The organism is Oceanicaulis sp. (assembly GCF_965249665.1).
In the GTDB taxonomy this organism is placed as follows: Bacteria; Pseudomonadota; Alphaproteobacteria; order Caulobacterales; family Maricaulaceae; genus Oceanicaulis.
On sequence record NZ_OZ252247.1, the window covers coordinates 1,236,451 to 1,262,432 of the forward strand.

Sequence of the window (25,982 nt, forward strand, 5' to 3'; positions counted from 1 at the left end):
CTCCGGTGATAATCACAGGGCCGTTATGGCCTGTTTCAGGCGTCCTGCTTTTCAGCGTCGCTGTCGCCGTCCTCGTCGGCCGCCTTGGCGTATTTCAGCGTCATGGGCACATTGGCGAGCACGAACAGGAAGAAGAGCGGGAAGGTGCCGAAGAAGCGGAAATTGACCCAGAAGCCTTCGGTCAGTTCGAGCCCTGCAAACCAGCGCACGGTTTCAGGCACATTGGCGTCGGTGATATGCCGCCACATCACTTCGTTCAGCAGCGCCAGGAAGGCGAAGAACAGCGCCCAGCGAATGCCCAGCATCACCCAGGCGTGGTCGGGCATGGAATAGATCGAGCCGAACAGGCGCTTCCAGACGTTAAAGCCGAGCGCAAAGCTGAACAGGATCGCAAAGCAGAAGATCAGATTGATGATGGTGGGCTTGATGAAGATGAAGATCGGATCTTGCAGATAGATCGTCATGCCGCCGAACAGGGTGACGATGACGAAGGTCACCGCCAGCATGGGCGGAAAGCGCTTTTGCGTAATCAGGGCGTAGACCACGGCGGCGGCGGTGGCGATCATGAAGATGCCCGTCGCCCAGTAGATGGCCTGATCTTCCGCCAGGCGCTTGGCCACATTGTAGCTGATCATGAAGACCGCGGCGGGCCCCACATCCACCAGAAGCTTGGAGCCTTGGCCAATGGTCTTGCTGGAGGCGGTGTCGGTCGTGGCGTCTGACATGAAATCTGTGTCCGCAAATGGCGAGGGTAAGGCTCTCTTACTGCCCTAATACGACGGCTAGCGAAAGCCGGATCGCTTATCCGAGCTGAATGGCGGCGAGGCCGAGCGCCAGAACCCCCGCCAGAACAATGCGGCGGCGGCCTAAAGGTTCCTTCAGGATCACCGCCGCCACGATGGCGCCGAACACCACAGACGTCTCTCTCAACGCCGCCATGGGCGCGACCGGCGCGTTGGCGTAGGCGTAAAGCGCGAGGCCATAGGTGGTGATGTTGAAAAATGAGGCGTAGAAGCCGCGCCGCAGCTCGGCGCGCGCCATATGGAAGAGCTGATCGCCGCGCCTGACCCAAGCCGTCAGCCCCAGTGACAGAGCGCTCAGTACAAAGAACCAGGCGGCATAGACCAGTGCGGACCCGGCCGCGCGCACGCCGGATGCATCGTTGACGGTATAGCTGGCTGTCATCACCGCTGCCGACAGCGCAAAGCCCAACGCCGCCGCTTTGGGCGCGCCGCCCTTTTCAGGCCAGGCGAAAGCGATGATGGCGGCGGAGGCGACCGACAGGCCCAATATCGCCGACAGGCTCAAAGGCTCGCCGAGCATAAAAAAGGCGAACAGACCGGCGATGGCGGGTGCGGCGCCGCGCATCACCGGATACACCAGATTCATCGATCCACGCCGGAAGGCGGAGATCATCAGCATGTTGAAGGCCCAGATCAGCCCCGCGCCCAGCAACAGAAAGCGCCACGCCTCCCAGACAGGGATCGGGAACAGAACAAGGACCGGGCTCAGCCACAAGGCTGAGAAAACCATCGAGACCGCCCGGAAGGTCAGCGTATCCTCGGCCCGTTTGGTGAACAGCGCCATGCCCGCATGGGCCATGGCCGAGATGAGCGCAGCGAGCGCGGCGAGGGGCGGGATCGTCTCCATCACCCACCGCTCATACGCCGATCAGTCCGCAGCGTCCTCTATGGCGTGCATGTCGTCATCGGACAGACCGAAATGATGTCCGATCTCATGGACCAGAACATGGGTGATGATCTCTGACAGGGTCACATTCCCCCGCTCGCACCATTCCAGCAGGATCGGCAAGCGATAGAGGAAGACATAGTCAGGCCCAGCTGCCGGATCGAGCAGGGATTTCTGGGTCAGATCCACGCCATGATAAAGCCCGGTCAGCTCATACGGGCTCTCCATCTGAAAATGCGACAGCGTCGCCGCATCAGCAAAATCGGGCGTCTGGATCACCACATTGCCGCACAAGGCGCGAAACTGTTCAGGCAGGCCGTCCCAAGCGCTCTGGGCGATCTCAAGAAACAGGCTTTCATCGGGCGCTGTAAGGCGGGCGAGGTCGGTGGATTTGAACATGGATGTCAAATAGGAGGACGACAGGCGGCCCGCCAGTGGAGCGCGGGCTTGTCACGAGAACATAAGTTGAACAAAATGCGCTTATGGCTGTTTCAGATCCCATCCCCACCGCCCGCGCCAGCAATCCCGCAATCGACGATGCGCGTCTTCTGATGCGCGGCACGGCGCGTTTGCTGATGGATCTGGGCATTACCGCCATCGCCGAGTTTACCCTGCCCTGCGGGCGACGCGCCGATCTCGCCGGTCTTGGCCCCAAGGGCGAGATGGTGATCGTCGAGGTGAAGTCCGGTGTTCAGGATTTTCGAACCGACGAGAAATGGCCTGATTATTTCGCCTGGTGCGACCGCTTCTATTTCGCCGTGTCAGATCGCTTCCCCGCTGACATGCTGCCCGAACAGGCGGGCTTGATCATTGCAGACGGGTTTGGCGGCGCGGTGGTGCGCGAAAGCCCGGTCGCCAAGCTCGCCCCGGCCCGGCGCAAGGCGTTGACCCTGAAATTCGCACGCAATGCGGCGGAGCGCGCCCTGCGCGCGATTTAGGCTGATCGCTTCGCCCAGGCGCGCTAGCATGGCTTTGGGGTGCGAGGGGGCGAGCGGATGGGCATGGTTTGGCTGACGGGGCTGAGCGCCGCACTGGCGATCGCCGGCGGAGTGCTGGCGCGCTGGGTTTGGCGCGCCGTGCAGGGTGTGACGCCAAAGATCAGTCCGCGACCCGTTTATCCGCCGCCTGATCTGGCATTGCCGCGCTTTTCTGGCGTGCGGACCCATGATTTCGTCGCATCTAACGATCAGGGCGCGTTCGGTGAAGCGCTGACCACCCTGTTGATGGCGTCGCAAGGCTGGACGGTCTTGAACGGCAAGCCCGGCGCCGGACCGCAAGGGATTGACGGTGTTTTCGTGCGCCCCGAGGGATCGCTCTGGCGCGCCTGCCTCATTGAAACCAAGACCAATCAGAGCGCGTATGCGGCGCGCCAGATGGAGCGCAGCAAGCTGATGGGTAATCTTGATAGCCTCTACGTCACCACGTCCGATGCGGGCTTGGCTGCGCTGTATGAAGCGATCCATGACGGCTTGCGCGATAACGCGCCCTGGGTGTCGCTGGCGCTGTGGCGACATCAATTGGGATCGGGGGTGACTCAGATTACGCCGCTTGACGGGACCGGCGCCGAGGTCGGGCCAGTTCGCACGGTGACATCTGATCTGATGATGCAGGGGCTGGCCGCTGGCCTGTCTGACATTGACCGCAAGCGGGTTTACTGGACAGGCGGCTCTAGCCGGTCGGCAGATCCAGCGTGTCCAGAACAGCCCTGAACGCCTCAAGCCTTGGCCCCATCCGCGCTTCCACGGCCTCACGCACCTCAGCGGACGCCTGCTCGGGTGTTCCCGAATTCAGCGGCGGGGCGGGGTCGTATTCCAGGCTGAGTTGAATGGCGGCTGCTGTCTCTTCACCCGCGATCTCCTTTACGACGCTCAGCGCGAAATCAATGCCCGCTGTCACGCCGCCGCCCGTGATGACGCGGCCATCATGCACGACGCGGTCTTTCACAGGGATCGCGCCGAAGGCTTTGAGATGATCGTGATAGCGCCAGTGCGTCGTCGCGCGCACGCCTCGCAGAAGTCCAGCGGCGCCCAGGATGAAGGCGCCCGTGCAGACCGACGTGATGTATTGCGCCTGCGCGGCCTGGCGACGGACAAAGTCCAACACGGCCGTGTCCTGCATCACCGCGTCCACGCCATACCCGCCCGGAATGCACAGCACATCAAGATCAGGGGCGGTCTCCAGCGTGTGATTGGGCAGGATGAACGGGCCGCAATCTGAACGCACCGGTCCATCTGACTTGGCGATCAGCGCCAGTTCAGCATCCGGCAAGCGGTTGAGAACCTGCAACGGTCCTGTGAAGTCGAGCTGGGTCAGATCGTCAAACAGCAAGAAGCCGACAGTCCGTCCCATGCGCGGAGCTCCAGAGAGGTTAGCGCGGGGCGCGTTTGGCGAGGATGCGCTGCAAGGTCCGGCGGTGCATGTTCAGCCGCCGTGCGGTCTCTGATACATTGTGATTGCACAGCTCGAAGACGCGCTGGATATGCTCCCAGCGGACACGGTCTGCGCTCATCGGGTTCTCGGGCGGCTCGGGCTTGGCGTCGGGACGCGCCAGCAGCGCTTTCATCACGTCGTCAGCGTCGGCGGGTTTGGCAAGATAATCCACAGCGCCCGATTTCACCGCCGCGACGGCGGTGGCGATATTGCCATAGCCGGTCAGCATGATCACGCGGCAATCCTCGCGGGTTTCGTGCAGCGCCCGCACCACGTCCAGCCCGTCTCCGTCGTCCAGTCGCAAATCCACCACCGCAAAGGCGGGCGGATTATTGCGGGCGATGCTCATCGCCTCCGCCACTGTGCCAACAGCGTCAATGACGTCAAAACCGCGGCTCGACATCGCCCGCGCCATTCTGTTGCGCAGGGGCTCGTCATCGTCGACCAGCAGCAAGGTCTTGTCTTCGGGCAGGTCCAGTTCAGTGTGTTCGGTCACGGCCGGCGGGCTCCTTTAACCGGGTCGAGAAATCAGGCCTATGATTTAGCCCCATTCGCCCCTGATCTGCAAAGGGCGCCATGAGATCAAGGCAGCTGTCGCAGTTTGATTTAGGGCGATAAATCGGATGCGCCCACATCACTCATAGGTTCAGCTTCTAGCGCGGCGCGCGGCAGGGTCAGCGACACCCGCGCGCCGCCTTCAGCGGCGTTTGTCAGGTCGACCGCGCCGCCAATGCGTTCGATCAAGGTGACGGCGATGAAAACCCCCAGCCCAAGCCCGCCATAGCCGGGCTGGCTGCGCCGCGTCGTCACATAAGGCTCGCCCAACTTGGCCAGGATGTCGGGGGGAAAGCCCGGCCCGTCATCCTGAACGATGATACTGAGCTGGGTGTCGCTCCATGCGCCGATGATCTGGACTTCGGTTTGGGCGAAATCCACTGCGTTTTCAATAAAGTTGCCTAATCCGTACAACAGCTCCGTCTGGCGTTTGAGCACAGGGGCGTCGGGGTGCTCCGGCGTTGGCGCGAGCTTCACCACCACATGGGCGTCCAGGCCCTTCAGCGGGGCGGCGGCCTCCTCCATCAGTTCACGCAGGCCGATGCGTTCATGCATCTTGTCGGCAGTGTTGTGCGAGGATTGCGACAGACGCTGCAAGATGTCCCGGCACCGTTGCGCCTGGGAAATGATCAGGTCGGCATCCTCACGCGACAGATCATCCTGGGCGGCGCGCAGCATCTCTTTTGCGGTGAGTTGGATGGTGGCCAGCGGGGTGCCCAGCTCATGCGCTGCGGCGGCCGCGAGCGCGCCCAGGGCTGACAAGCGCTGTTCACGGGCCAGAACACTTTGCGTCGCGGCGAGGGCGGCGCCCATGCGCTGGGCCTCAAATCCGACGCGCCAGGCGTAAACGGCGGTGAAGGCGATGGCGATCGCCAGCGCCACCCAGATCCCGGCGCGGTAGGTGGAGGGCAGCACCACGGCGTCCGCGTCTGACCAGGGCAGGGGCAAATGCCAGATGCTCAGCGAGATCGAGCCGACAATGGCGATGGCGGCCAGCGTCAGCCACCAGCGGCCGGGCAAAGCGGCGACAGCGATGACCACTGGGCCCACCAGCATGACCGAGAACGGATTTGTCAGCCCCCCGGTCAGCGCCAGCAAGACCATCAGCTGGATCATGTCATAAGCCAGTTGCAGGAAGGCTTCCCAATCCTTGGCGAAGCGCTGGGTCGGCATGGCCAGCGACAGCCAGGCGTTCACCCAGGCGCTGGCCGCGATCACGCCCAGACACGCGCCCAGCGGCAAATCAAAGCCCAAACCGTAAAAGACTACGATGACGGCCATGGTCTGGCCCGTCACCGCCAGCCAGCGCAACAGGATCAAGGTCCGCAACCGGACGCGGCCAAACACCGGGGTCAGGTTCGGGTCTGCGTCCAGCTCTGACCAGTCAGGCTCGGTATTGGTGTCGCGCACGATGTCATTCTTTCCCAGATCGTCAGCCCAGCAGCTGATCCATGCCCGTCCAAGCCGTCAACGGGACGTTCTGACGCGCTAGGGTGAGGTCTTGGGATCCAAGGCGGTTCATCGCCAGCAAGGGCTGAAACAGATCATCACGTATGCTGCACCGCCATAGCCAAGGCTCGCATCTGACACAAGAATGTCGTAGATCAAGGAGATGGTTCGCGCTGCGCCAGCGCACAGCCCCACACAGGATTCTTCATGGACTTGAAAAATCGACCGATCTGGCTTTTCCCCGTGATCGCCGCCGTACTGGCCGGACTGGCCGCGATTCTGCTTTTGACGCTGTCAGGACAAAACTCGGCGCGCTCTGGATCGCCGAACGCAGCTCCGGTGCGCATGTCCGGAGAGGCGGATATCGGCGGCGCCTTCACCTTGGTGGATCAGACCGGTCGGACTGTGACCGATGCTGACTTCGCCGGTCGTCCGATGCTGATCTATTTTGGTTTCACCTATTGCCCGGATATATGCCCGACCTCGCTTCAGGTCATGGCGGCGGCGCTAGACCGTTTGCCGGAGGCCCAGCGGGCGCAGTTCCAGCCGCTTCTGATCACCGTGGATCCTGAACGCGACACGCCCGAGGCGCTCGCCTCCTATGTGGATTCGCCCGCCTTTCCCGAAGGTTTGATGGGTTTGACCGGCACCGAAGACCAGATCCGTGACGCCGCGCGCGCCTATCGCGTTTACTATCGCCGGGTTGAGGATGACGGCACACTGGCGGAGTACACCATGGATCATTCCTCGATCATCTACTTGATGGGGCGCGAGGGAGAATTTGTTGAAGTCTTTCCGCATCAGGCGACGCCCGATCAAATCGCCTCACGACTACAACAGTTTTTAGAGACTAACCCGGCATAATTGCGATGAGCTGACAACGCTGCGGGCTCCACCGAGCCCAAGCGTAGAGGATAATGGCTATGCTTTACTCTTTTCTGGAAATGAGCCGGGCGGCTTTGATGCCCTGGCGCGCCGCCGCCAATATGACCCGGCAATCGCTGCGCTCGCCGCTCCACCCGGCCTTTGACACCCTGGCCGGCCGGACCACGGCCGCCGCTGCGGACTTGTTTGAAAGCCTGACGCGGTATTACGGCAAGCCCGAATGGGAGCTGAGTCCGGTTCTGGTCAATGGCCAAGCTGTCGACGTCGTCACGGACACCGTCTGGAGCAAACCTTTCTGTTCGCTGCTTCATTTCAAGCGTGACCGGGCGGCGCTGGCGAAGGCGCGCGGCGTGAAGGTGACAGAGCTCAAGGACCGCTCTGTTCTGATTGTGGCGCCGATGTCGGGCCATCACGCGACCTTGCTGCGCGGTACGGTCGAGGCCTTTTTGCCTGATCACGAAGTCTACATCACTGACTGGACGGATGCGCGGAAGGTGCCGGTGAGCGACGGGCGCTTCGATCTGGGCGATTACGTGCTGTATGTGCGCGAGATGATCTCCGCGCTGGGCGACAACCCCCATGTGGTGGCGGTCTGTCAGCCCGGCCCGCCGACCCTGGCGGCGATTGCGTTGATGACTGAAGATGAGGATCCGGCGCGTCCCTCCTCGATGACCTTCATGGGCTCGCCCATTGATGCGCGCAAATCCCCGACCGTGCCCAACAAGCTGGCTGAAGAGCGTCCCTATGCATGGTTCCGGGACAATCTGATTCAGACCGTTCCGGCCGTCTATCCAGGCGCCATGCGCCGGGTGTATCCGGGCTTCTTGCAGCTGACCGGCTTCATCAACATGAATTTTGATCGCCATGTGGACGCCCATTGGGACTTTTTCCAGCACATGGTTGAGGGCGATGGCGACAGCGCCGACCGGCACCGTCAGTTCTATGACGAATACCTGTCCGTTATGGACCTGACCGAAGAATTCTATCTGCAGACCATTCGCGACGTGTTCCAGGAGCATAAGCTGGCGCGCGGCGAGATGCAGGTGGGTGATCGGCTGGTGCGGCCTGAAACGATCACAGATGTGGCGCTTCTGACGGTTGAGGGCGAGAACGACGATATTTCAGGCATTGGGCAGACCCAGGCGGCGCACACCCTGTGTTCAAATCTGCCTGAAGCTCTACGACTGGACCATGTCCAGCCCGGCGTCGGCCATTACGGCGTCTTCAACGGCCGCCGGTTCCGCGAAGAGATCGCGCCGAAAATGAAGGCCTTCATGGCCGAGCACGACAAAGGGGCGTAACGCCCCTTTGTGTGTCTGAGGTTATTTCGGCTCCGGCGCGTCGCCGCCCTCATGGGTAATGCGCAATCCCAGCGTCTGCGCGTCCGGCGCTGGATAGGCTGTAAAAGCCGCTGCCGAAACAGGTGTTTCGGGCGTCATCTCAACGGTCAGCACGCCGCCTGTGTTGATGAAGCGATCAAGCGCAGGGCCTGCCTGATCCACGAGGCCTGCCGGCAATTGGGCGCCCGCGAACGCCAATCCCATCCGTGCCATGGCGCCCAGTTGCACCCGCGCCTGCTGCTCGCTGACGCCGGAGCGTTGGGCGATCTGGCTCGTGATGCGCTCCATCAGGGACTCGTCAGTCAGTTGCAGGCTGAAGCTATGGATCATCAACGGCGCCATCAGTCGGGCGGGATCCATTGTCGCGCCCGGTTTCCCGTTGCTCAGTTCCTCTGCCTGCGCGGCGTAGGCGCTCAGGCCCGATAAGTCCTGCTCAAAGCTCAGGCTGAGGCCGTCCACCAGACGAATGACATTGGCGCCTTCGGTCCAGGCGCGGTCCGTCTGCGGGTCGTACCGGCTTTCACCTGACGCGCTCAGCTCAAGTTGTTCATAGCCGAGCATGTCAAAGCTGCGATCGATTTCAGCGCTTTGCGGATGACCCGGTGCGGGGCTCAACGTCAATGAGGGCAGATCGAGTTGTGAGGACAGGACGCCGTTCCCCAGCGTTTCAACGCTGGCGGACAAGTCTGGCAGGGTGATGGCGACCCCACCGGCCGAGACCAATAAATCCTGCACAGAGAGCGTCTCATAGGGCGCCTGATCGGGCGACATCAGGCTGACGCCCAGCGGCGAGCCCGTTTCCAGACCGTTCAGTTGTACGTTCCGGACCTGCATCTCCCCCAGGCTCATCGATAACGGACCACCCGCGTCGTCCTGGCCGTTTAACGTCAGAGCGTTCAGCTGACCCGATTGCAAGGTCTCGCCGTCCTCAAAGCCCTCCAGCACCAAGGCGTCGAGCGTCAGGGACAAGGTGTTGGCTGGCTTGTTCTCAAACTGCATCGCCAACGCCGCCAGTTCGAGGCGGGCGAACCCGAACCCTGATCGATTGGTTTCAAGATCGTCCAGGCTGTCCACGCCGCGAAAGAGGTCTGCAACTTTGCGCGCCAGGGTTACAGAAGGTTCGACCAGGCTCAGACTGTCGGCGCTCACTGTCCCGTCGGGCGCCTCGATCACCGCGTTCTGAAGGTCCAAAGCCGTGAAAAAGGGCTGATTTTCAAGGCGTTGAGGCCCGGTCAGGGTCAGTTCGTTCGCGGTCAGGCGCCCATCTTCAAGCGTCATGGCGAAGTCCGTGAAGACATAGGCCCCGCGTTCGAACCGACGCTCAGACCAGCTGGCGCGGCCTTGCTCCTCGAGCCCGAAATCCGCCAGTGCAGACTGGGCCTGCGCTTCGCTTACCGGGCGCGAACGCGTTTCAGAGCGATCGCCTGGCCCGGCCTCGGGGCTGCAGGCGGCAAGACCCAATCCCAAAGCGAGCACGAAAGCGAGCGGGGCGCGGCGGGTCGGTACGGCCATGGTCCATCCTTTGGGAAGCGGTGTTGTGATGAACCTAACCCAAGAGTCGGCGCAAACCCAGACACGGTGCAGATCGCGTCAGGCGCAAAGCAGGCTTATTGCGCGCCGCCCAACCGACCCAGAAGGTCCGCGATGGGGTCCGCTTCGTCTTCGGGGGGCGCGTCCGCCGGATCTTGCGGATTGAGGGGCTCTGGGCCCGGCAAGGGCTGAGCCTGTGGCGGCGGGCTGAGCAGGTTGGCGATGGGGTCATCGCTGCGCGGCGCATCCGCCAGCACGGCGTCCAGTCCGCGCGGCGGGACAGGCGCGGCGCTCATGAAGGCTGCAAACACGCGCGCAGGCCCGGCGCCCCCGACCGCATCAGTGGTGGCGGAATAATCATCATTTCCCATCCAGACCACAGCGGTCAGCCCGTCCATCCAGCCCGCGAACCAGGCGTCGCGATTGTCGTTTGTGGTGCCGGTCTTGCCGCGCACCAATCGCCCGTCTACGCGGGCGCTGCGGGCCGTGCCATAGCTGACGGCGGCGTCAAACAGCTGATCCATCTGGCGCAAGATACGGTCCGCCAGAACACGCTCGCCCTGCAGCGGCTCATGCTCAAAGAGCATATCGCCCTCGGCGGTGCGCACGGACAGGATTGCGTAGGCGTCTGCGCTGCGGCCGCCATTCATGAAAGGCAGATACGCCTGCCCCAGCTCCAGCGGCGTGACTTCATAGGCGCCCAGCGACAGGGCGTGGGTGTTCTCCAGCGGACTGTCGATGCCCATGCGGCGTGCGGTGCGCATCACCCAGCCCCGCCCCGTGGCTTCAGCGACTTGCACCGCGACGGCGTTTGAAGAGCGGGCGAAAGCGCGTTCAAGCGTCATCTCGCCCTCATAGCGATCGCCGTAGTTTTGCGGCGCCCAGTCGCCATAGGAGATGGGGGCATCGACAAAGATGTCTTCGGGGCTGAGCCCGCCTTCGAACGCCGCGGCGTAGACGAAGGGTTTGAAGGCGGAGCCGGGCTGGCGACGGGCGTTCACGGCGCGATTGAAGGGCGCTTGTGCATAATCATGCCCGCCCACCATGGCGCGCACCCCGCCCTGACTGTCGAGCGCGACCAGGGCGCCTTCGCCCGCCCCGCGGGCCCAATCGGGATTGCCAAGCCCTTGCGTCAACGCGGTTTCAGCCGCGCGCTGGGCGTCCACATCCAGTGTGGTGCGGACTATCAGATCGCCTTGATAACCGGGCGCCAGCTCGCGCACCTGGGTCATCACCCAGTCCGCAAACCAGCCTGCGCCGGGGCTGGAGCTGCCGCGTGACACCCGGATCGGGGTGGAGGCGGCGTCGATGCGTTCGCTCTGGCTGATCCGGCCGGTCGCGTACATCAGATCCAGTACGACGGTGGCGCGGACCGAGGCGCGGCGGGAGTCATTCGTCGGGGCGTAACGCGAAGGCGCTTTGAGGAGCCCCGCCAGCAGGGCGGCTTCTCCGATGCTCAGATCATCGGCTGGCTTGCTGAAATACCGCCGGGACGCCGCTTCCGCCCCCCAGGCCCCGGCGCCGAAATAGACGCGGTTGAGATAGAGGGCGAGGATTTCATCCTTGGTGAAGCGATGTTCCAGCCACAGTGCGAGCAAGACTTCCTGTGCTTTTCGCTCATACGTGCGCTCGGAGCTCAAAAACAGGTTCTTGGCCAATTGCTGGGTGATGGTGGAGCCGCCCTGCACCACGCGACCCGCCCGGATATTGGCCATCAGCGCACGGGTCGTGCCGATCAGGTCAATCCCAAAATGGCTGTAAAAGCGCCGGTCCTCGACCGCCAGAACCGCATCGGCGAGGTTTTGCGGCAGGGCGTCCGCCATGATCACGGCGCTGGTGGACTGGCCTCGTCGCGCAATTGTGCGGCCGTCGCGATCCAGCAAGACCGTTTCCCCAGTGTGCGGCGCGGGTTCGATCGCACTGAGATCGGGCAGAGTGCGCGCCAGGTGCACGATGACGCCAGTCGTCAGTAATCCGCCAGCGATCACCAATAGGGTGAGCACGCGCAACCAGACCGGCATGCGGCCTTTTCGGGATCGGGCGGAGCGGTGTGTGCGAGCCATGACAGCGTCCAGAGTTCAGAGATCTCTTTGATGCCTGATCCGGCGTTAAGGCTGCGTGAACTATAAAAGCGCGCAGCCTGGGTTGCGTCAGCGCGTGAGCCGGGGGAAGCTCTCTCGACCCGGACCAGGCCGGGGTGGAGGGGATCTGTTATGTCTGTTCGTCGTCTTGTGAGCCTGAGCGCGTCGCTGGCCGTTTTGCTGGTCGTTTCGGGCTGCGCCATGATCCCAGAAGGCGATTCCGTGTGCACGGACCAGGGTCCTAACTCGGGCAGCTGGCCGTATTGCGCGCCGTCAGAACCGGGAGGACCCGGACCGGTGGACGCCCCGATTGACCCGACGGGGCGCGGCGTGCGCGGCTAGACGCCGTCACGAAAACATCACTCTGAATCTGTGCGGCCCGGATTAAAGTCCATCCCCTGTTTTGGCATTGCGAGGGGATGACCATGAACCGTATTGCTGCTCTTGTGCTGGCGCCGTTGCTGGCGAGCGCCTGTTCCCAATCGGATGCGCCGCAGACAGGCGCTGCGCCGGACGCACCGGCGCCGCTCTGGAATACTCTCGACGGTCTGCCGCCTCTCGTGATCGCCCATCGCGGCGCGTCGGGCGTACGCCCTGAACACAGCCAGGCCGCCTATCAGCTGGCGCTCGAACAAGGTGCGGATGTGATCGAGCCCGATCTGGTCATGTCCTCGGACGGCGTGCTGATCGTCCGCCATGATCCCTACCTGTCGACGTCCACAGACATCGCCAACCGGCCCGAATTTACAGGCCGTCGCAGCGTGCTCATGGGGCGTGAGGATTGGTGGGTTCCAAGCTTCACCGCAGCCGAGCTGCGCACCCTGACCGCAAGCCAGACCATGGACGACCGCGACCAGTCCTATAATGGCCAATACCCGGTGATGACGTTTGACGATTTTCTGGGCTTTGTGGCTGCTGAAGAAGAGCGCTGCGCGTGCGAGATCGCCATTGAGCCAGAGGTGAAGCTGCCGGCGCAATTCACGGCGATGGGTCTTGATCCGCTGCCGGCTCTGCTGGCGTCGCTTGACGCGCATGATCTCAACCGTGCGGATGCGCCGGTTGTGATCCAGTCCTTTGACGCTGCGTTTTTGCAGCGCCTCAATGACGCATCAGACGTCAAACTCGCCATGCTCTATGCAGGCCCAGATGCAGAAGGGGCGAACGCTGGCGGTCTCAGCCTTGAGGAGATCGCACAATTCGCGGATGGCGTCGGCGCCTATAAATCCCTGCTCCTCACGCCGGCGGGCGACAGCACCGGCTTTGTCGAGCAGGCGCATGACTTGGGGCTTGAGATCCATGTCTGGACGGTGCGCGATGACCGCGAACCGCTGACCGGCGACACTGTGCAGGACGAGCTGCGCGCGCTCTTTGCGGTGGGCGTGGACGGCGTCTTTACCGATTTTCCTGACACGGCCGTTGCAGTGCGCGACCAGATGGCCGCTGAGTAGGGCTGCAGGTTCATATCCGGCCCGCCAGGGCCGCAAGCGCGACCGCGCGCCCGCAGCGTAGCGAGGATGAGGCTAATCGCCCCGCCAGGGCCGCAAGCGCAATGCGCGCCCGGAGCGCAGCGAGGATGAGAATAACCGGCCCGCCAGGGCCGCAAGCGCGACCGCGCGCCCGCAGCGTCAGCGAGGATCGACCGAGCGGATGCGAGGGAGAATAGAAAACCCACAGCGCGCAGAGCCTCGTAAACCTTCACAACAAAAAGCGCCCGCCGGAGCACTCCGGCGGGCGTTATCTTGTCATTCAAGAAGCGTAAGGCCTTAGCCTTGTTTCTTCTTGCCGCGCGGCTCGATGCCGCGACCGGTGGTGCGCTCGGCGATCCGCGCGGACTTACCGCGGCGGTCACGCAGATAGTAGAGCTTGGCGCGGCGCACTTTACCTTTGCGCTTGATCTCGATGGACTCGATCAGCGGGCTGTACACCGGCCAGACGCGTTCCACGCCTTCGCCGAAGCTGATTTTACGCACGGTGAAGTTCTCGTTCAGACCGCCGCCGGAGCGCGCGATGCAGACGCCTTCGAAACGCTGAACCCGCTGGCGGTCGCCTTCGCGGATCCACACATTCACGGTCAGCGTGTCACCCGGAGAGAATTCGGGGATTTTCTTGTCGCCGAGCACGCGGACGGCTTCTTCCTGCTCGAGCTGTTGGATCAGGTTCATGGCTCTTCTCCTTGACGCCGCTGATATCTCGTCCAGAGATCGGGTCGGCGCAGTCGCGTTATATCTTCGGCCTGTTCCTTACGCCACCGGGCGATCCGGCCATGATCGCCTGACAGCAAAACGTCGGGTATTTCACGCCCTTCCCATTCACGCGGTCGCGTATAATGGGGGTATTCGAGCAGATCACCCTCAAAACTCTCGTCTTCGGTGCTCTCGATCTTGCCAAGCACGCCGGGGATCAGCCGCACACAGGCCTCGATGAGGACCATGGCGGGGGCTTCCCCCCCGGCGAGCACGGCGTCGCCGACACTCACCTCGTCCATGCCGCGCGCTTCGATGACCCGTTGGTCAAGGCCTTCGAAGCGACCGCAAAAGACAATAACGCCCGGACCCGCCGACCACTCTCGCACCCTGGCTTGAGTGAGCGGCTTGCCCCGAGGCGTCAGATAGATCAACGGCCGTCCATCCCTGGGCAGACTGTCGATCGCCGCCGCCGATACGTCAGGGCGCAGCACCATTCCTGGGCCGCCGCCAGCCGGCGTGTCGTCAACGGAGGCGTGCTTATGACGGGAAAACGACCGGATGTCCACCGTCTCGAGCGCCCAGAGTCCGTTCTTTCTTGCAGTCTCGAGCAATGAGACCCCAAGCGGACCCGGAAAAGCGTCCGGATAGAGGGTGAGCACAGAGGCGTTAAATGTCATGGCGCGCGCTTATGGGGCGCCAAACCCTGTGACGCAAGGAGAGAAGGGAGTCAGGTGGCGTCGGGACAGGTCGGGGCGCCTTCGACAGGATGCTCATGCCAGTCGCGATGAATATCGTCGTTGCGTCCGTTTGAGAGCATGAAGTCGTGCTCGGATGTGATGCAGGCTGTTTCCAGTTCCAGAGGGAGAAGCCAGACCGAGTTTCCGGACGCTGCGATGGCGTTGCCTTCAAAGACGCTCCCGCCGCTTCTGGGGCTATCATTTCGTCTGTAGGCCTGACACCGGGTATCGATCTGAACCGGTAAGCCGGTCGGGGAGAGTTCAAGCCGCATATTGCAGCGCCCTTCCAGGCCCCGCTCAGCCGCCCGGCCAGGATATCGTGCAAGCGTCTGGATCAGCCAGGTTGGTTCGGGCAGCCGCCAGCCTTCTTCGGTCAGGTGGAAGATAATCTCTTCATTGACCGAGATGCTGGGATCGCGCTGGGGAAGCGGTACAGGTGAGACGGTACGGGCGGCGACCGCTGAGGCGTAGGATTGCAGCTCGGCTGCATCCCGCGCATCGGTCGGGCACCTCAGATTGAAGTTCTCGATCACGCCGCCCTCAACATTGCCGACAGGATTACAGATGGCGGTCTGCAAAGGCTCCGCTGAAGCCTGGGCCAAAATGGCGATAGAGAGCAGGGTAAGTAGCGCCATATGGGCGAGCTCCTTTTGCGTTTGAGGCGTCTTGGTTATTCCAGATCCGTGCGCCGTGCGCTGATCACGCGCCAGCGGCCGTCGGTTCTGGGGTTCAAGAGCCAGACTGTGCCGGTGACGCGTGGGCCGTCGCCGGGGTTCAGTTCAGGATAGACGGTGCGCGCGGCGATGAGGGCGCGGTCGCCAGTGGCGCTGAACACGGGGCGGCTGGGTTCGATGCGCACGGCGTTGGCTGCGCGCGGGCCGGAGGCGCGCACCCGTTCCGCCCCATACTGTTCGGCGAGAGGCTGAGCGCAGGGTGTGGCCTGGCGCGATTGATTGGCGCTGAAGAACGCTGTCCACAACGCTTCATCGGCGTAAAGCCGGTCATCGCCGACATCCCTATAGGCGGCCTCCCAGGCGCGCATCTCGCGCTCGGCCCGGCTCAGGCCGACATCGCGCTGCAGGGGCCTGTAGGCCCGCCAATAGGCGCTGCGCAGGGCCTGATCCGTCGCGCCAGAACGCCAGGTCGGCGAAAACCCCATCTGTCGCACATAGGCCCAGCTGTCAGAGCCCGCCTCCGGCCAGAGGCCGGTGCGCCGAGTCAGCTCGGCGCTGCCCCCGCTTTCAGACGCCGCACCCAGGATCGGGCTCAGCACCGCTGTCGTCACCGCGCACTCGCGATCCGCCAGCCTGTCGGGCGCGCTGGCGCAGGCGGTGAGGAGGAGCAGCGGAAGGAGGGCGATCAGGCGGAGCATTGCGGGGCTTCAGCATCTGGAAACTCAGGCGCCTGTGATCCTGAACCGTCGGGTTGGCTCAGATTGTACTCGTAATCAAACGGCACGCAGGGCGCATCAGCGCCATTCGGCACAAGCCAGTAAGAGTTTCTGGCCGCATCTGAGGACGCGCGTGCAAACTGTCCAGCGCTTCTTGTATGGCCGTCTTCATGATTGGTGCGGCACTCCCAGGAATCGCTGCGGCGGCGGCCATTCGCTCTGAGTTCGATAGTTCCACGGCAGCGCGCTGCAAGGCCGTCACCGGCTGCGTTTGGCGGGTAGCTGGGCGGGGCGCGAAAGAGGGGCGTGATTTCTGTAAGGTCCCAGCCTTGTTCGGTCAGGGTGAAGTCCACCGGGCGCGCCCGTAAGGGGTAGATCGTTTCAATTCTCGTCCGGCTTCGGGCGAGCACCTCATTGGCGGCGCCCTGTAACGCGTCAGCGTCAGGCGCGTCTTGCGGACAGGTAAAGGCGGGGGTCCATCGACGCCCGGCCTGCTCCCAGTTGAGCTGACAGTCCGCCGTCACCGGTTCGGCGCTCTGCAGTGATAAGGCGCTGGTCAGCGCGGCAAGCCAGATCATGGATATCCCCCTCTTTTAAAGGGAGACTGCCCCAGCGGTGCTCGCCCTTCAAGCGAGTTTGCGCTTATTGGTCTTTGTCTTCATCGCCTTCAATGGTTTCAGGCGGGTTGGCGACGAGCGTGCCGCCGGCGAGGTCCATATGCGGGACCGCGTCCTTGGTGAAGGGCAGGAACCAGACGCCGTCCGGTCCTGAGATTTCCAGAAGATCGCCGGCCCCGAAATCCTGCACGGATTTGACCTTGCCCAGCGGCTCGCCCTCAAGGTTCTCGACGTCGAGACCGATCAGGTCGGAATAATAAAACTCATCCTCGTCCAGCTCCGGCAGGGCGCTGCGCGGGGCGTGCAGCAGCGTGCCCTTCATCGCCTGCACCTGCTCGCGGGTGAGGTTTTCCTTCAGCCGGATCGTCACCGTGCCGTTGGGGCCGGGTTTGGCCTGGGTCGGGGTCAGGATCACCGCGCCGGACTGATCCAGAAACGGGCCATAGCTGCACACCTGGCTGGGGTCGCCGAAGGGTTTGATCTTCACATCCCCGCGCACCCCATGGGCGCCCGCGACAGCGGCGATGACGACAAGCTCTTCTTCAGGTGCGGGCATGGCGGGATCCTTTTCTGCCGCTCTGTCTGCCCTGAAGAGCGCTTCAGCTCAAGGCGGGCGCTGCGTGAGAGGCGCTAGGGCATGCCGCCCTGAAAAGCTTCGGTCTCGCCCGAGTTGACCTCATAGAGCGCGACGGGCCCGCCGCAGCCGGGCTGCACGCAGCGAAGGGCGGTCTCCACCTGGTCGAGATGGGCGTGGGCGAGGGCGCGGCGGGCCAGCAATTCCTGCGCGGTATAATAGCGCGCCGCGCTGCAGGTCTTGCAAAACGCCTCCAGCCGGCTGTGCGGCGGCAGATCGTCAAGGCGAAGTTCGGTTTTCCAGGTCATCACCAGAAGTCCTCGGCATAGGGAATACGTGTGAAGGCGATCTTGCCGCCCGCATAGCCGCCCGGCGGCGGGGTCCAGACCCCTTGGGTGACCAGCGATTTGGCGTAGCGGCTGTTTAAAGAGTCGATGGCGTCCTGCAGCGCGTTGCGGCGGGCGCGGTCCTCGGCGTTGTCCTCCACCAGCCAGTCAGTCTGGGTGACGCCGGGATCATCAAGATCGCACAAATACATGCCCGCCCGCATGGGACGCGCGCGGGGGTCTGCGCGCTGGGCGGCGGCCCAGAGCGCATCCAGCGCTTTGAGGCAATCGCGATCAGTGCGGGCGCTGTGCAGCGGCAATTCCCCGCTCCACCCGCCGTCAATATGGCGCAGCCACAGCCCCATGCGCCCGGCGGTGCGGCCGTCACGGCGCATGCGGCGGGCGGCTTTCACCGTCAGCAGCCGCGCGCAGTCATAGGCGCTGGGCCAGCTACGATGGCTGGGCGGCAGCACGCGGCCATGGCCATACATGCGGCGCTGGGCGGCTTCGGCCTGGATGTCGTAACCGTGTAGCGCATACCAGAAGCGCTCGCCGGCCACATTGCGCCACAGGGCCCGCATCTGCTTGGGCTGCAGCGCCCAAAGCGCCTTCATATCCGCCACGCCCGCTTTCAGAAGGCGCTTGCGCATGGACGAGCCGACGCCCGGCGCTTCCTCGATCGGACGCTTGAGCAAGGGCCCTGGCAGGTCTTCGGGCCGCCAGATGGTCAAGCCGTCGGGTTTGCCCAGCTTGCAGGCCATTTTGGCGAGAAACCGATTGGGCGCCATGCCGATGGAGCAGGTGATGACGCCGTCGGTCTCCGCCGCGATGCGCGCCTTGATCGCGCGAGACACGCCGTCTGGGTCGGCGATGGCGCGGGCGTCGAGCTTGCAGGTCAGCTCGTCAATGGACTTCACCGCCCCGATGGGCAGCACGGCCCGGATCTCGGCGACCATCACCGCATGCATGCGGCGATAGAGGTCGGGCTTTTGATCCACCAGGATCATGTCGGGTACGGCCTCGCGCGCCTCGCGCACGGTCATCACCGAGCTGGCGCCTTTCGCCTTGGCTTCTTTCGAGGCGGCGATGATGCAGGTGTTGCGCGCGCCCTTCATGGGGATCACCCCGACGGGGCGGCCTCTCAGGCGTGGATCGGCGTATTGCTCGACGCTCGCGAAGAAGCTGTCAAAGTCGAGATAGAGCTGTTCGATGGTGTCAGGTTTGCGCATTGCTTTTGTTCCGCAGGCGGCTTTCCGCTTTGGAACAAAGATAGAACAAATGCGGGCGTCAGCAAAGCGCGAAGAGTCAGGACGGCCCCCAAAAGCCTGACTCCAGATGTGAAAAACCCCGCCGCGTTTCCACGACGGGGTTGATCAAAGGCCTGGAAAAGAAAGTCCTACTCTGACTTTTCTTCTTCAGCCGCAGCCTCCTCAGCCGGCGCTTCCTCATCAGCCGGAGCGGCTGCAGCGGCGGCTTTGGCTTCTTCCGCTTCAGCGGCGGCGGCCTTCTTGGCTTCTTCCTTTTCGAGGCGCTCGGCCGCGCGCTCTTTGGCTTTCTCGCCCGGCTCGCCCTTTTTCGGGTTGTTGCCGTGGGTCCACTCATAGACGCCGGCGTCTTTCAGGAAGCGCGCCACGCGATCAGTCGGCTGGGCGCCTTTCTTGATCCAGTCAGCGGCTTTCTCGGTGTCCACAGCGACGCGGTTGTCGTGGTCCTTGGGCAGCATCGGGTTGTAGTGACCGATCTTCTCGATGAAGCGGCCGTCGCGCGGCATGCGCGAGTCGGTGACGACGATGCGGTAGTACGGACGCTTCTTGGCGCCGCCGCGGGCGAGACGAATTTTAACAGACATGGTGTGAGTCCTTTAAGGTCATTTTTTCTTTGAGAGGCCGAGCGGTAGGCCATCCGGCCCCAAGGGTCCGCCGATACCCGGCAAGCCCTGGTTGCCTGGGCCGCCCAGCCCCGGCAGGTCTGCGCCCTTGGGCGCGTGTCCTTTGAGAAGATCAGAGGCCGCGTCACCGAGACCGGGCGGCATTGCGCCCCCCATGCCCGGCATGCCGCCGCCCATTCCGGGCATTCCAGGCATTCCGGGCATGCCGCCCTTTTTGCCCTTCTTGCCCATCTTCTTCATCATGTCCGCCATCTGGCGGTGCATCTTCAAAAGCTTGTTCACCTCCGGCACAGCCACGCCGGCGCCCATGGCGATGCGGCGCTTGCGGCTGGCTTTGAGGAGGTCAGGCTTGGCGCGCTCTTCGCGGGTCATCGACAGGATGATCGCTTCCTGGCGCTTGAGCGCCTTGTCGTCAAACCCGGCATTGGCCATCTGGGCCTTCGCCGCCTTGTTCATGCCCGGCAGGAAGCCCATCATGCCGGAAATGCCGCCCATTTTCTGAAGCTGGCGCAGCTGGTCGGCCATGTCTTCAAGGTCGAACTTGCCCTTCGCCATTTTCTTGGCGAGGCGTTCGGCTTTCTCGTGATCGACCTCGGCGGCGGCTTTTTCCACCAGCGAGACGATATCGCCACGCCCGAGGATCCGGCCCGCCAGACGCTTGGCGTCGAACGCGTCGAGCCCATCGACCTTTTCAGAAACGCCCAGGAATTTGATCGGCAGGCCGGTGACCCAGCGCATGGACAGCGCGGCGCCGCCGCGGCCATCACCATCCATCCGGGTCAGCACCAGGCCGGTCAGCTTTAACCGCTCGTCAAAGCGCTTGGCGGTCTCCACCGCATCCTGACCGGTCAGGCTGTCCGCCACCAGAAGGGTTTCGCGCGGCCGCGCCACATCGGCGATCTTCGCGGCTTCACCCATCATCTCTTCATCGATGGAGGTGCGGCCTGCGGTATCGAGGATCACCACGTCATAGCCCTGAAGGCGCCCCGCGCTCATGGCGCGTTTGGCGATCTCGACGGCGGACTGGCCCTGGACGATCGGAAGGCAGGCGACGCCCGCCTTCTCGGCCATTTGCGCCAATTGCTCCATCGCCGCCGGGCGGCGAGTGTCGAGCGAGGCGACGAGGACTTTTTTCTTTTCGCGTTCAGAAATGCGCTTGGCGAGCTTGGCGGTGGTGGTGGTCTTGCCCGAGCCCTGCAGACCCGCCATCAGGATCGCCACGGGCGGTTCGCCAGTGAGGTTCAGGCCTTCAGGCTCCCCCTCGCCGCCCAGCAGCTCCACCAGACCGTCATGGACGATCTTGATGACCTGCTGGCCGGGGCTGACCGAGCGGATGACGTCTTCGCCGATCGCCTTTTCACGGACCTTGGCCGTGAAATCCTTCACCGCCGGCAGGGCGACATCGGCTTCCAGAAGGGCGACGCGGATCTCGCGCAGGGCGGCGTCCACATCCTTTTCCGACAGCGCGCCGCGCCCGGTCAGGCTGTCAAAGACGCCGGAAAGCCGTTCTGAAAGTGAGTCGAACATGTGTTCGCCTGCCTCGTTTCGCTTCTGGTCACACCGATAAGGTGTGGATCAAGCGCGCACGCCGCAACCGCCCCACTGGACGAGCCTTCGTCGAGCGGGGGACCTCGCCCGCCTCCGGGCGTTCATTCCTGATCTGTGCAGGACGCCGTGTGCGGGTAAGGCAAGCGGAAAGACGCTTGCGTGAAGCGTGGGCGTTTACGCGGGGGGCGGGGAAGAGTCAAGGGTGAGGATAGCGATGACCTTATCCCACAGGGCTGAAACGGGGGGAGACTAAGGGCTCCCAGAGGAGGAGAGCGCCATGAAAACTCCATACAAGAAACCTTCGTCCGATAAGCCGCTACTCAACCAGATCCGCCGTCCGAAATGGGCGCCGAAACAACAAGAAGAAGAGAGCGTTTGTGAAACAATTAGACGCAATATCGGTGATGATAGTGCTGAGATTAGACGACATGAACTCAGCATTGGACAGCTACAGGAGCAAATCCGACATCATGAGGACGCCATCCGAGGGTTGGAACGGCGGCGTGCTGATCTGAACGCGGCCGAGGCTGATATTCCCAATCTCCCAGGGCCTGACATCCCCAATCGCGCCAGAGGGCGATTAGGAGCGCTCATGCGCCTGTTACAAGCTTTGGGCCATGCTTCCGACGCTCTCAGCTTGATGGATGCGACGAGCCGTGTGCTCGCTGTGACCGAAGCGCAGCGTGAAATTGCGCGTCGGATCTCAAATCATGAAGATGAAATTGAACGTTTACGTCGAGAAAGAGACCAAATTCAGGGTTTGTTGGACGAGCGTGTCGCATGGATGCGTCAGCATTTCAAAGCCTTTGCCGTTCATCGATGTCACGGAAACGCTTTCAACAGCTATCGTTTCACCCCGTCATCGTGCACGCGCCGTTTATTGACCTAACCAAACGGATGATCCCGTATCGCGGTGTCGCAGATGGCCATATCAGGATGGGGCTGGGCGGCGCGATAGAGTTGGTCCATGCGGGGCGGGCGCAGGAAACAGCCGTTTTTGTCATAACGACCCGCGTATATCTGCCCGGTGGCGCGCAGGAATTCACTATAGTGAATGACCAGGTCGGCTTCTAAATGAGCCTGGTCGCAGAGGGCGGCGAGCTCAAGAATGTCGTCGGGCTGCTCGCCTGTTACAATCCAGCGCAGATAGCGGAAGGTCACGCTGAACAGGGCGTAGGGCGGGTCATCATACGGCCCCATGAAAACGCCGTCGGCGATGGCGATCTCACAGTCAATGGCGGCGAGCTCGCCGCGATAGGCGGCCTGGCGCGTGGCGTCAAAATCTGGCTCCAGCGTTCCGCACGCCTCCAATATCCGCCGCTCATGGGGTTCAAGACGGCTGCAGCCCGTCAGACCGAGAGCCAGAGCCATGAAGGCGACGATCATACGCATCTTTCCAGCCTTTCCTGACAGCTAACCAAACGGATGATCCCGCACGGCGCTCTCGCACGCGGCCATGTCCGGATGAGGCTCAGCGCGCTGATAGAGCTGATCCATGCGGGGCGGGCGCAGGAAGCAGCCCGCCTCGTCATAGCGCCCGGCATAAAGCTGGCCGGTCGCTTCCAGATGATGGGTGAAGATTAGCGACAGGCTGGCTTCGAGATATTGCTGGTCGAGATAGGCGGTCAAATCCATGAGATCATCAGGTTCTTCGCCCGTCACGATCCAGCGCAGATAGCGCCAGCGCACGCTGTCGACCGCTCCGGGCGGGTCGAGTTCGCGCATGCTGTAACTGCCGTCTGCGACAGCAATCTCACAGTCGATGGCGTCCAGAGTCCCCATGAGTGCGTCTTGCCGCACGGCCTCAAGATCAGGCTCCAGCGTGCCGCAGGCGTCCAGAATGCGCTGTTCATGCGGCTCTAGCGGGGTGCAGGCGACCAGAGCCAGCATGCCAAAAACAAGTGAGAAAAACTCGCGCATTAGGCGAGTTTATGGGGCGCTCAAAATCCCGGCAAGGAGAAACCCTGACCTTCCCAAAGCGCCCGCCATCCCCTACCTGTCAGGCCATTGCTCCCGCCTCTGCCTGAAAGGCCTGCCATGCTGACCATTGCTTTCCAGATGGACCCGATCACCGGTGTCGATGTGAACGCGGACTCCACGTTTGATATTGCTTTGGAGGCCTTTGGACGCGGCCATGAGATCTGGGTGTATGAACCCAAACATCTCAGCCTTGAGAACGGTCAGGTTCGCGCCACCGCTCAGCGGGTGAAAACGTTGCAGCGGGTTCAGGGCGAGCACGTGACCCTGTCAGAGCCAGAAGCGCTGGATCTGCACTCGGTGGATGCGGTCTTCCTGCGTCAGGACCCGCCCTTTGACATGAGCTACATCACCACCACCCATATCCTTGAGCATCTGATGCCTGAGGTTCTGGTGGTCAATGATCCGCGTCATGTGCGCGACGCGCCGGAAAAACTCTTCGTCACTCACTTTGAAGGCGTGATGCCGCCCACCCTGATCACCTCCTCGGAAAAGGACATACGCGACTTCTTCGAGCGCCATAATCGCGACATTGTGGTCAAGCCCTTGTTTGGCAATGGCGGGGCGGGGGTGTTCAGAGTGCGCGAGACGGCGGAGAATCTCGCCTCGCTCGTGGAGTTGTTCCAGCAACTCAGCCGCGATCCGTTAATGGTGCAGGCGTTTGTGCCTGACGTGAAAAATGGCGACAAACGCGTCATTCTGGTGGATGGCGAGCCTGTGGGCGCGATCAACCGCGTGCCGGCTGAGGGTGAAGTGCGCGCGAACATGCATGTGGGCGGCAAGGCGGTGAAATCCGACCTGACCCAGCGCGATCTGGAGATCTGCCGCATCATCGGGCCGGAATTGAAGCGCCGGGGCCTCGTCTTCGTCGGCATTGATGTGATCGGCCATTATCTGACCGAGATCAACGTCACCTCCCCCACCGGCATTCAGGAATTGCGTCGCTTCTCCGGCGTCGATGTCTCCGCGCTGTTGATCGACTGGGTGGAAGCCAGGCGGGGATAGGTTTTCTTGATCTCTCTTCCCCGGCGCAGGCCGGGAAAGAGAGATCATCAAGCGCTGTACATCCGGCTCTGGGCCCCGGCCTGCGCCGGGGGGAAGAGATAAAAGAGCAGAACGAGCCCGCCTCATGATCGATACAGACACCCTGCATCTGCAATGGTCGCTCAGCTATCCGTTCCCGCGTCCGCAAACGCCCTTCATCTTTCTCGACGGCGCGACCTGGCCGCTGATGCAGACCCAGGGCGGGTTCGGCGACTGGATCATTGATCACGCCCAGGGACCTATGCGGATGGCCGACGCGCTGGGTGAACAGCGCCTGTCAGAATTTGAGCGCGGCGCCTATCACGCCGTGGCGGCGGTCGGGTCGAACGCCGCGCCGGCCCAGCTGCGCCGCAAGTTTCGCGATCATCTCGACGACGTTGCGATCCCGGTGATCCAGATCAATGTGCCCGATCATGTGGTGGCTTACGCCAACCGTATCGCGGTGTATGGCTCAATCCCGGCCACGCTTGTGGAGCGCCCCGGCGGCTCGGTCCGGGTCTGGGCGACGCTTCTGACGACCCGCGATTACGCCATAATGAACGGCACCGAAGATCGCGGCGAAATCTATGACGGCGTGCCCATCAGCCCGATCCATGTGCCCGAAGCGATCCAGAACCCGTTTGAAGCCTATGCCTGCCTGACCGGCGGGCTCCCCCTGCGCGTCTCCGCTTTCCCGTCCGAGGGGTGCGGCTGGCCGGTGGGCGGCCAATGGGAAGCCCAGTCCGCTGCCATCCGCGCGCTGGGCCTTGATCTGTCGGTGGATCATTTCGTGCTGGAAAACACCGCCGATCCCGAGCTGAGAGCGGCGCGCGATCTGGCGCTATCAAAGGTGCGGTAGCAGCCTGCCACCTTCCCGGTCCTCGGACTTGATCCGGGGACCCATGGGCCTCCGGGTCAAGCCCGAAGGCCGAGAGTTTCGTGCGCCCCAGAACGTGAAACCCCGGCCCAGCGCAGCGCCGAGCCGGGGTCTCGATCAGGAGAAAGCGTTCAGGTCGCAGCTGCGCCCTAAGCGCCTGCTTTGCGGCCTTTTGGATCGGCAGGCGTCCGGGTCAGGGCGTCGGCGAAGCGGTGATTGACATCGCGGTGACCGGCCTCGTCTTCACGCACTTTGAGGATCACGTCGCGTAGGCGGGCGGTGACGGGCAGCTCCCAATACTCCCGCGCGATCTGGGGGGCGGGAACGTTTTCAAGCTCGCCCCGGTCCACCGCATCGAGATAATGGGTGTAGCTGATGACCGCCTCTTCCTCGAGATAGGCGACGAAGCGGTGCGCGGTGCGCGGCGCGAACAGGTACATGAAGAAATAGGCGTTATAAAAGAGGCCCTGCGCCACCATGATCACGCCGCGCTCGAACATGCTGGGCTGGGCGATCTTGATGAACGTCATCAGGTGCATGCGCTCGTTTTCCGCCTCATCGAGCAATTCCTTGATCCAGCCCTGGTCGTCGCGGATATGGCGCAGGCTTTTGAGATGCTGCAGCAGGCCGCCGACCATGCCGGGCACGGCGGCGACGGTTTCCAGCACCACGGCGCGGTGGCCGTAGCGGCGGCGGAAAAACAGGTCTGCAAAGACACGCATGAATTTCACCAGACCCAGAGCAAACCGGTCACGCAATCCTTCAGGCGCGCGCCGGTGGCTCAGGGTCTCGTCGGTATAGCGGGTCATCGTCTTCAGGGCTCCATGTTCAACACTTGTTGAATATGGATTTAGGACGCCCGGGCCGCGTACAAGGGTAG

Annotated in this window: 30 protein-coding genes; 9 read left to right on the plus strand and 21 right to left on the minus strand. The window is 63.0% G+C overall.

All coding sequences use genetic code 11. The annotated features are described in order from the left end of the window. Positions 1–35: 35 nt before the first annotated feature. The 3 genes from ACP154_RS05875 to ACP154_RS05885 form a co-directional block, all read right to left on the minus strand. Entirely contained in the window at positions 36–725 is a 690-nt protein-coding gene (locus tag ACP154_RS05875) for a septation protein IspZ (protein ID WP_107712099.1), read from the minus strand. A 76-nt stretch (positions 726–801) separates the two neighbouring features. Further along, positions 802–1,650, minus strand: coding sequence for an EamA family transporter (locus ACP154_RS05880; protein WP_421861391.1), 849 nt, complete (start codon positions 1,648–1,650; stop codon positions 802–804). 21 nt (positions 1,651–1,671) lie between these two features. After that, positions 1,672–2,088 carry a metallopeptidase family protein gene (locus ACP154_RS05885; protein WP_107712101.1) on the minus strand — a complete coding sequence of 139 codons (417 nt, stop codon included), beginning with the start codon at positions 2,086–2,088 and terminating at the stop codon, positions 1,672–1,674. Positions 2,089–2,171: 83 nt separating this feature from the next. Between ACP154_RS05885 and mmcB the strand changes: the two genes are divergently transcribed. Beyond that, positions 2,172–2,627 (plus strand): DNA repair putative endonuclease MmcB, encoded by a 456-nt coding sequence (gene mmcB / locus ACP154_RS05890; RefSeq protein ID WP_421860941.1) that lies wholly within the window; start codon positions 2,172–2,174, stop codon positions 2,625–2,627. Positions 2,628–2,690: 63 nt separating this feature from the next. After that, complete coding sequence (locus ACP154_RS05895; protein ID WP_421860937.1) at positions 2,691–3,398, plus strand: hypothetical protein; 708 nt, start codon at positions 2,691–2,693, stop codon at positions 3,396–3,398. Here ACP154_RS05895 and ACP154_RS05900 read toward each other — a convergent pair. The 3 genes from ACP154_RS05900 to ACP154_RS05910 form a co-directional block, all read right to left on the minus strand. After that, a complete protein-coding gene (locus ACP154_RS05900) occupies positions 3,358–4,038 on the minus strand; it encodes a DJ-1/PfpI family protein (RefSeq protein ID WP_421860934.1) in 681 nt (226 codons plus the stop codon). The two genes, ACP154_RS05895 and ACP154_RS05900, sit on opposite strands and share 41 nt — an antisense overlap. 19 nt (positions 4,039–4,057) lie before the next feature. Next, positions 4,058–4,615 carry an ActR/PrrA/RegA family redox response regulator transcription factor gene (locus ACP154_RS05905; protein WP_107712105.1) on the minus strand — a complete coding sequence of 186 codons (558 nt, stop codon included), beginning with the start codon at positions 4,613–4,615 and terminating at the stop codon, positions 4,058–4,060. Positions 4,616–4,725: 110 nt separating this feature from the next. Next, entirely contained in the window at positions 4,726–6,084 is a 1,359-nt protein-coding gene (locus tag ACP154_RS05910; protein WP_421860931.1) for an ActS/PrrB/RegB family redox-sensitive histidine kinase, read from the minus strand. Positions 6,085–6,330: 246 nt separating this feature from the next. Between ACP154_RS05910 and ACP154_RS05915 the strand changes: the two genes are divergently transcribed. Both ACP154_RS05915 and ACP154_RS05920 read left to right on the plus strand, forming a co-directional pair. Next, positions 6,331–6,987 (plus strand): SCO family protein, encoded by a 657-nt coding sequence (locus ACP154_RS05915; RefSeq protein WP_107712107.1) that lies wholly within the window; start codon positions 6,331–6,333, stop codon positions 6,985–6,987. Positions 6,988–7,046: 59 nt separating this feature from the next. Continuing rightward, a complete protein-coding gene (locus ACP154_RS05920) occupies positions 7,047–8,309 on the plus strand; it encodes a polyhydroxyalkanoate depolymerase (RefSeq protein ID WP_421860928.1) in 1,263 nt (420 codons plus the stop codon). A 21-nt stretch (positions 8,310–8,330) separates the two neighbouring features. On the opposite strand, the gene ACP154_RS05925 is transcribed toward ACP154_RS05920, so the two are convergent. Beyond that, the gene (locus ACP154_RS05925; RefSeq protein ID WP_421860925.1) at positions 8,331–9,860 is read right to left on the minus strand and encodes a hypothetical protein; all 1,530 of its coding nucleotides are present in this window, start codon (positions 9,858–9,860) and stop codon (positions 8,331–8,333) included. Between the two features lie 95 nt (positions 9,861–9,955). After that, on the minus strand, positions 9,956–11,941 hold the full coding sequence (locus tag ACP154_RS05930; protein ID WP_421860922.1) for a transglycosylase domain-containing protein: 1,986 nt from the start codon (positions 11,939–11,941) through the stop codon (positions 9,956–9,958). A 150-nt stretch (positions 11,942–12,091) separates the two neighbouring features. On the opposite strand from ACP154_RS05930, the gene ACP154_RS05935 reads away from it, so the two are divergent. Further along, entirely contained in the window at positions 12,092–12,301 is a 210-nt protein-coding gene (locus tag ACP154_RS05935) for a hypothetical protein (RefSeq protein ID WP_107712111.1), read from the plus strand. An 83-nt stretch (positions 12,302–12,384) separates the two neighbouring features. Then, complete coding sequence (locus ACP154_RS05940; protein ID WP_421860919.1) at positions 12,385–13,407, plus strand: glycerophosphodiester phosphodiesterase family protein; 1,023 nt, start codon at positions 12,385–12,387, stop codon at positions 13,405–13,407. A 315-nt stretch (positions 13,408–13,722) separates the two neighbouring features. On the opposite strand, the gene rplS is transcribed toward ACP154_RS05940, so the two are convergent. The 10 genes from rplS to ffh form a co-directional block, all read right to left on the minus strand. Next, positions 13,723–14,121 (minus strand): 50S ribosomal protein L19, encoded by a 399-nt coding sequence (gene rplS / locus ACP154_RS05945; RefSeq protein WP_107712113.1) that lies wholly within the window; start codon positions 14,119–14,121, stop codon positions 13,723–13,725. Next, a complete protein-coding gene (trmD, locus tag ACP154_RS05950) occupies positions 14,118–14,822 on the minus strand; it encodes a tRNA (guanosine(37)-N1)-methyltransferase TrmD (RefSeq protein WP_133724512.1) in 705 nt (234 codons plus the stop codon). Before trmD ends, rplS begins: the two co-directional genes overlap by 4 nt. A 50-nt stretch (positions 14,823–14,872) precedes the next feature. Then, the gene (locus ACP154_RS05955) at positions 14,873–15,517 is read right to left on the minus strand and encodes a hypothetical protein (RefSeq protein WP_421860915.1); all 645 of its coding nucleotides are present in this window, start codon (positions 15,515–15,517) and stop codon (positions 14,873–14,875) included. A 35-nt stretch (positions 15,518–15,552) separates the two neighbouring features. Continuing rightward, the gene (locus tag ACP154_RS05960) at positions 15,553–16,254 is read right to left on the minus strand and encodes a hypothetical protein (protein WP_421860912.1); all 702 of its coding nucleotides are present in this window, start codon (positions 16,252–16,254) and stop codon (positions 15,553–15,555) included. Beyond that, the gene (locus tag ACP154_RS05965; RefSeq protein WP_421860909.1) at positions 16,242–16,850 is read right to left on the minus strand and encodes a hypothetical protein; all 609 of its coding nucleotides are present in this window, start codon (positions 16,848–16,850) and stop codon (positions 16,242–16,244) included. Before ACP154_RS05965 ends, ACP154_RS05960 begins: the two co-directional genes overlap by 13 nt. Positions 16,851–16,914: 64 nt before the next feature. Next, positions 16,915–17,445, minus strand: a complete 531-nt coding sequence (gene rimM / locus ACP154_RS05970) for a ribosome maturation factor RimM (RefSeq protein WP_107712118.1) — start codon at positions 17,443–17,445, stop codon at positions 16,915–16,917. A gap of 74 nt (positions 17,446–17,519) precedes the next feature. Continuing rightward, complete coding sequence (locus ACP154_RS05975; RefSeq protein ID WP_107712119.1) at positions 17,520–17,771, minus strand: hypothetical protein; 252 nt, start codon at positions 17,769–17,771, stop codon at positions 17,520–17,522. Continuing rightward, positions 17,771–19,018, minus strand: a complete 1,248-nt coding sequence (locus ACP154_RS05980) for a Y-family DNA polymerase (RefSeq protein ID WP_421860906.1) — start codon at positions 19,016–19,018, stop codon at positions 17,771–17,773. The genes ACP154_RS05975 and ACP154_RS05980 overlap by 1 nt, the downstream gene beginning before the upstream one ends. A 167-nt stretch (positions 19,019–19,185) precedes the next feature. Next, positions 19,186–19,638 (minus strand): 30S ribosomal protein S16, encoded by a 453-nt coding sequence (gene rpsP, locus ACP154_RS05985; RefSeq protein WP_421860904.1) that lies wholly within the window; start codon positions 19,636–19,638, stop codon positions 19,186–19,188. An 18-nt stretch (positions 19,639–19,656) separates the two neighbouring features. Continuing rightward, positions 19,657–21,204 carry a signal recognition particle protein gene (ffh, locus tag ACP154_RS05990; protein WP_421860902.1) on the minus strand — a complete coding sequence of 516 codons (1,548 nt, stop codon included), beginning with the start codon at positions 21,202–21,204 and terminating at the stop codon, positions 19,657–19,659. A gap of 298 nt (positions 21,205–21,502) precedes the next feature. Here ffh and ACP154_RS05995 point away from each other — a divergent pair, with 298 nt between their 5' ends. Continuing rightward, a complete protein-coding gene (locus ACP154_RS05995) occupies positions 21,503–22,114 on the plus strand; it encodes a hypothetical protein (protein WP_146160049.1) in 612 nt (203 codons plus the stop codon). Here ACP154_RS05995 and ACP154_RS06000 read toward each other — a convergent pair. Beyond that, positions 22,111–22,617 carry a hypothetical protein gene (locus ACP154_RS06000; RefSeq protein WP_107712124.1) on the minus strand — a complete coding sequence of 169 codons (507 nt, stop codon included), beginning with the start codon at positions 22,615–22,617 and terminating at the stop codon, positions 22,111–22,113. The genes ACP154_RS05995 and ACP154_RS06000 overlap by 4 nt on opposite strands. A gap of 21 nt (positions 22,618–22,638) precedes the next feature. Beyond that, positions 22,639–23,145, minus strand: coding sequence for a hypothetical protein (locus ACP154_RS06005; RefSeq protein WP_421860899.1), 507 nt, complete (start codon positions 23,143–23,145; stop codon positions 22,639–22,641). 117 nt (positions 23,146–23,262) lie between these two features. Between ACP154_RS06005 and gshB the strand changes: the two genes are divergently transcribed. Continuing rightward, complete coding sequence (gene gshB, locus ACP154_RS06010) at positions 23,263–24,207, plus strand: glutathione synthase (protein WP_421860897.1); 945 nt, start codon at positions 23,263–23,265, stop codon at positions 24,205–24,207. A 124-nt stretch (positions 24,208–24,331) separates the two neighbouring features. Beyond that, on the plus strand, positions 24,332–25,084 hold the full coding sequence (locus tag ACP154_RS06015) for a hypothetical protein (protein WP_421860895.1): 753 nt from the start codon (positions 24,332–24,334) through the stop codon (positions 25,082–25,084). 167 nt (positions 25,085–25,251) lie between these two features. On the opposite strand, the gene ACP154_RS06020 is transcribed toward ACP154_RS06015, so the two are convergent. Continuing rightward, positions 25,252–25,911, minus strand: coding sequence for an alternative oxidase (locus tag ACP154_RS06020; RefSeq protein WP_421860892.1), 660 nt, complete (start codon positions 25,909–25,911; stop codon positions 25,252–25,254). Positions 25,912–25,982: the final 71 nt, after the last annotated feature.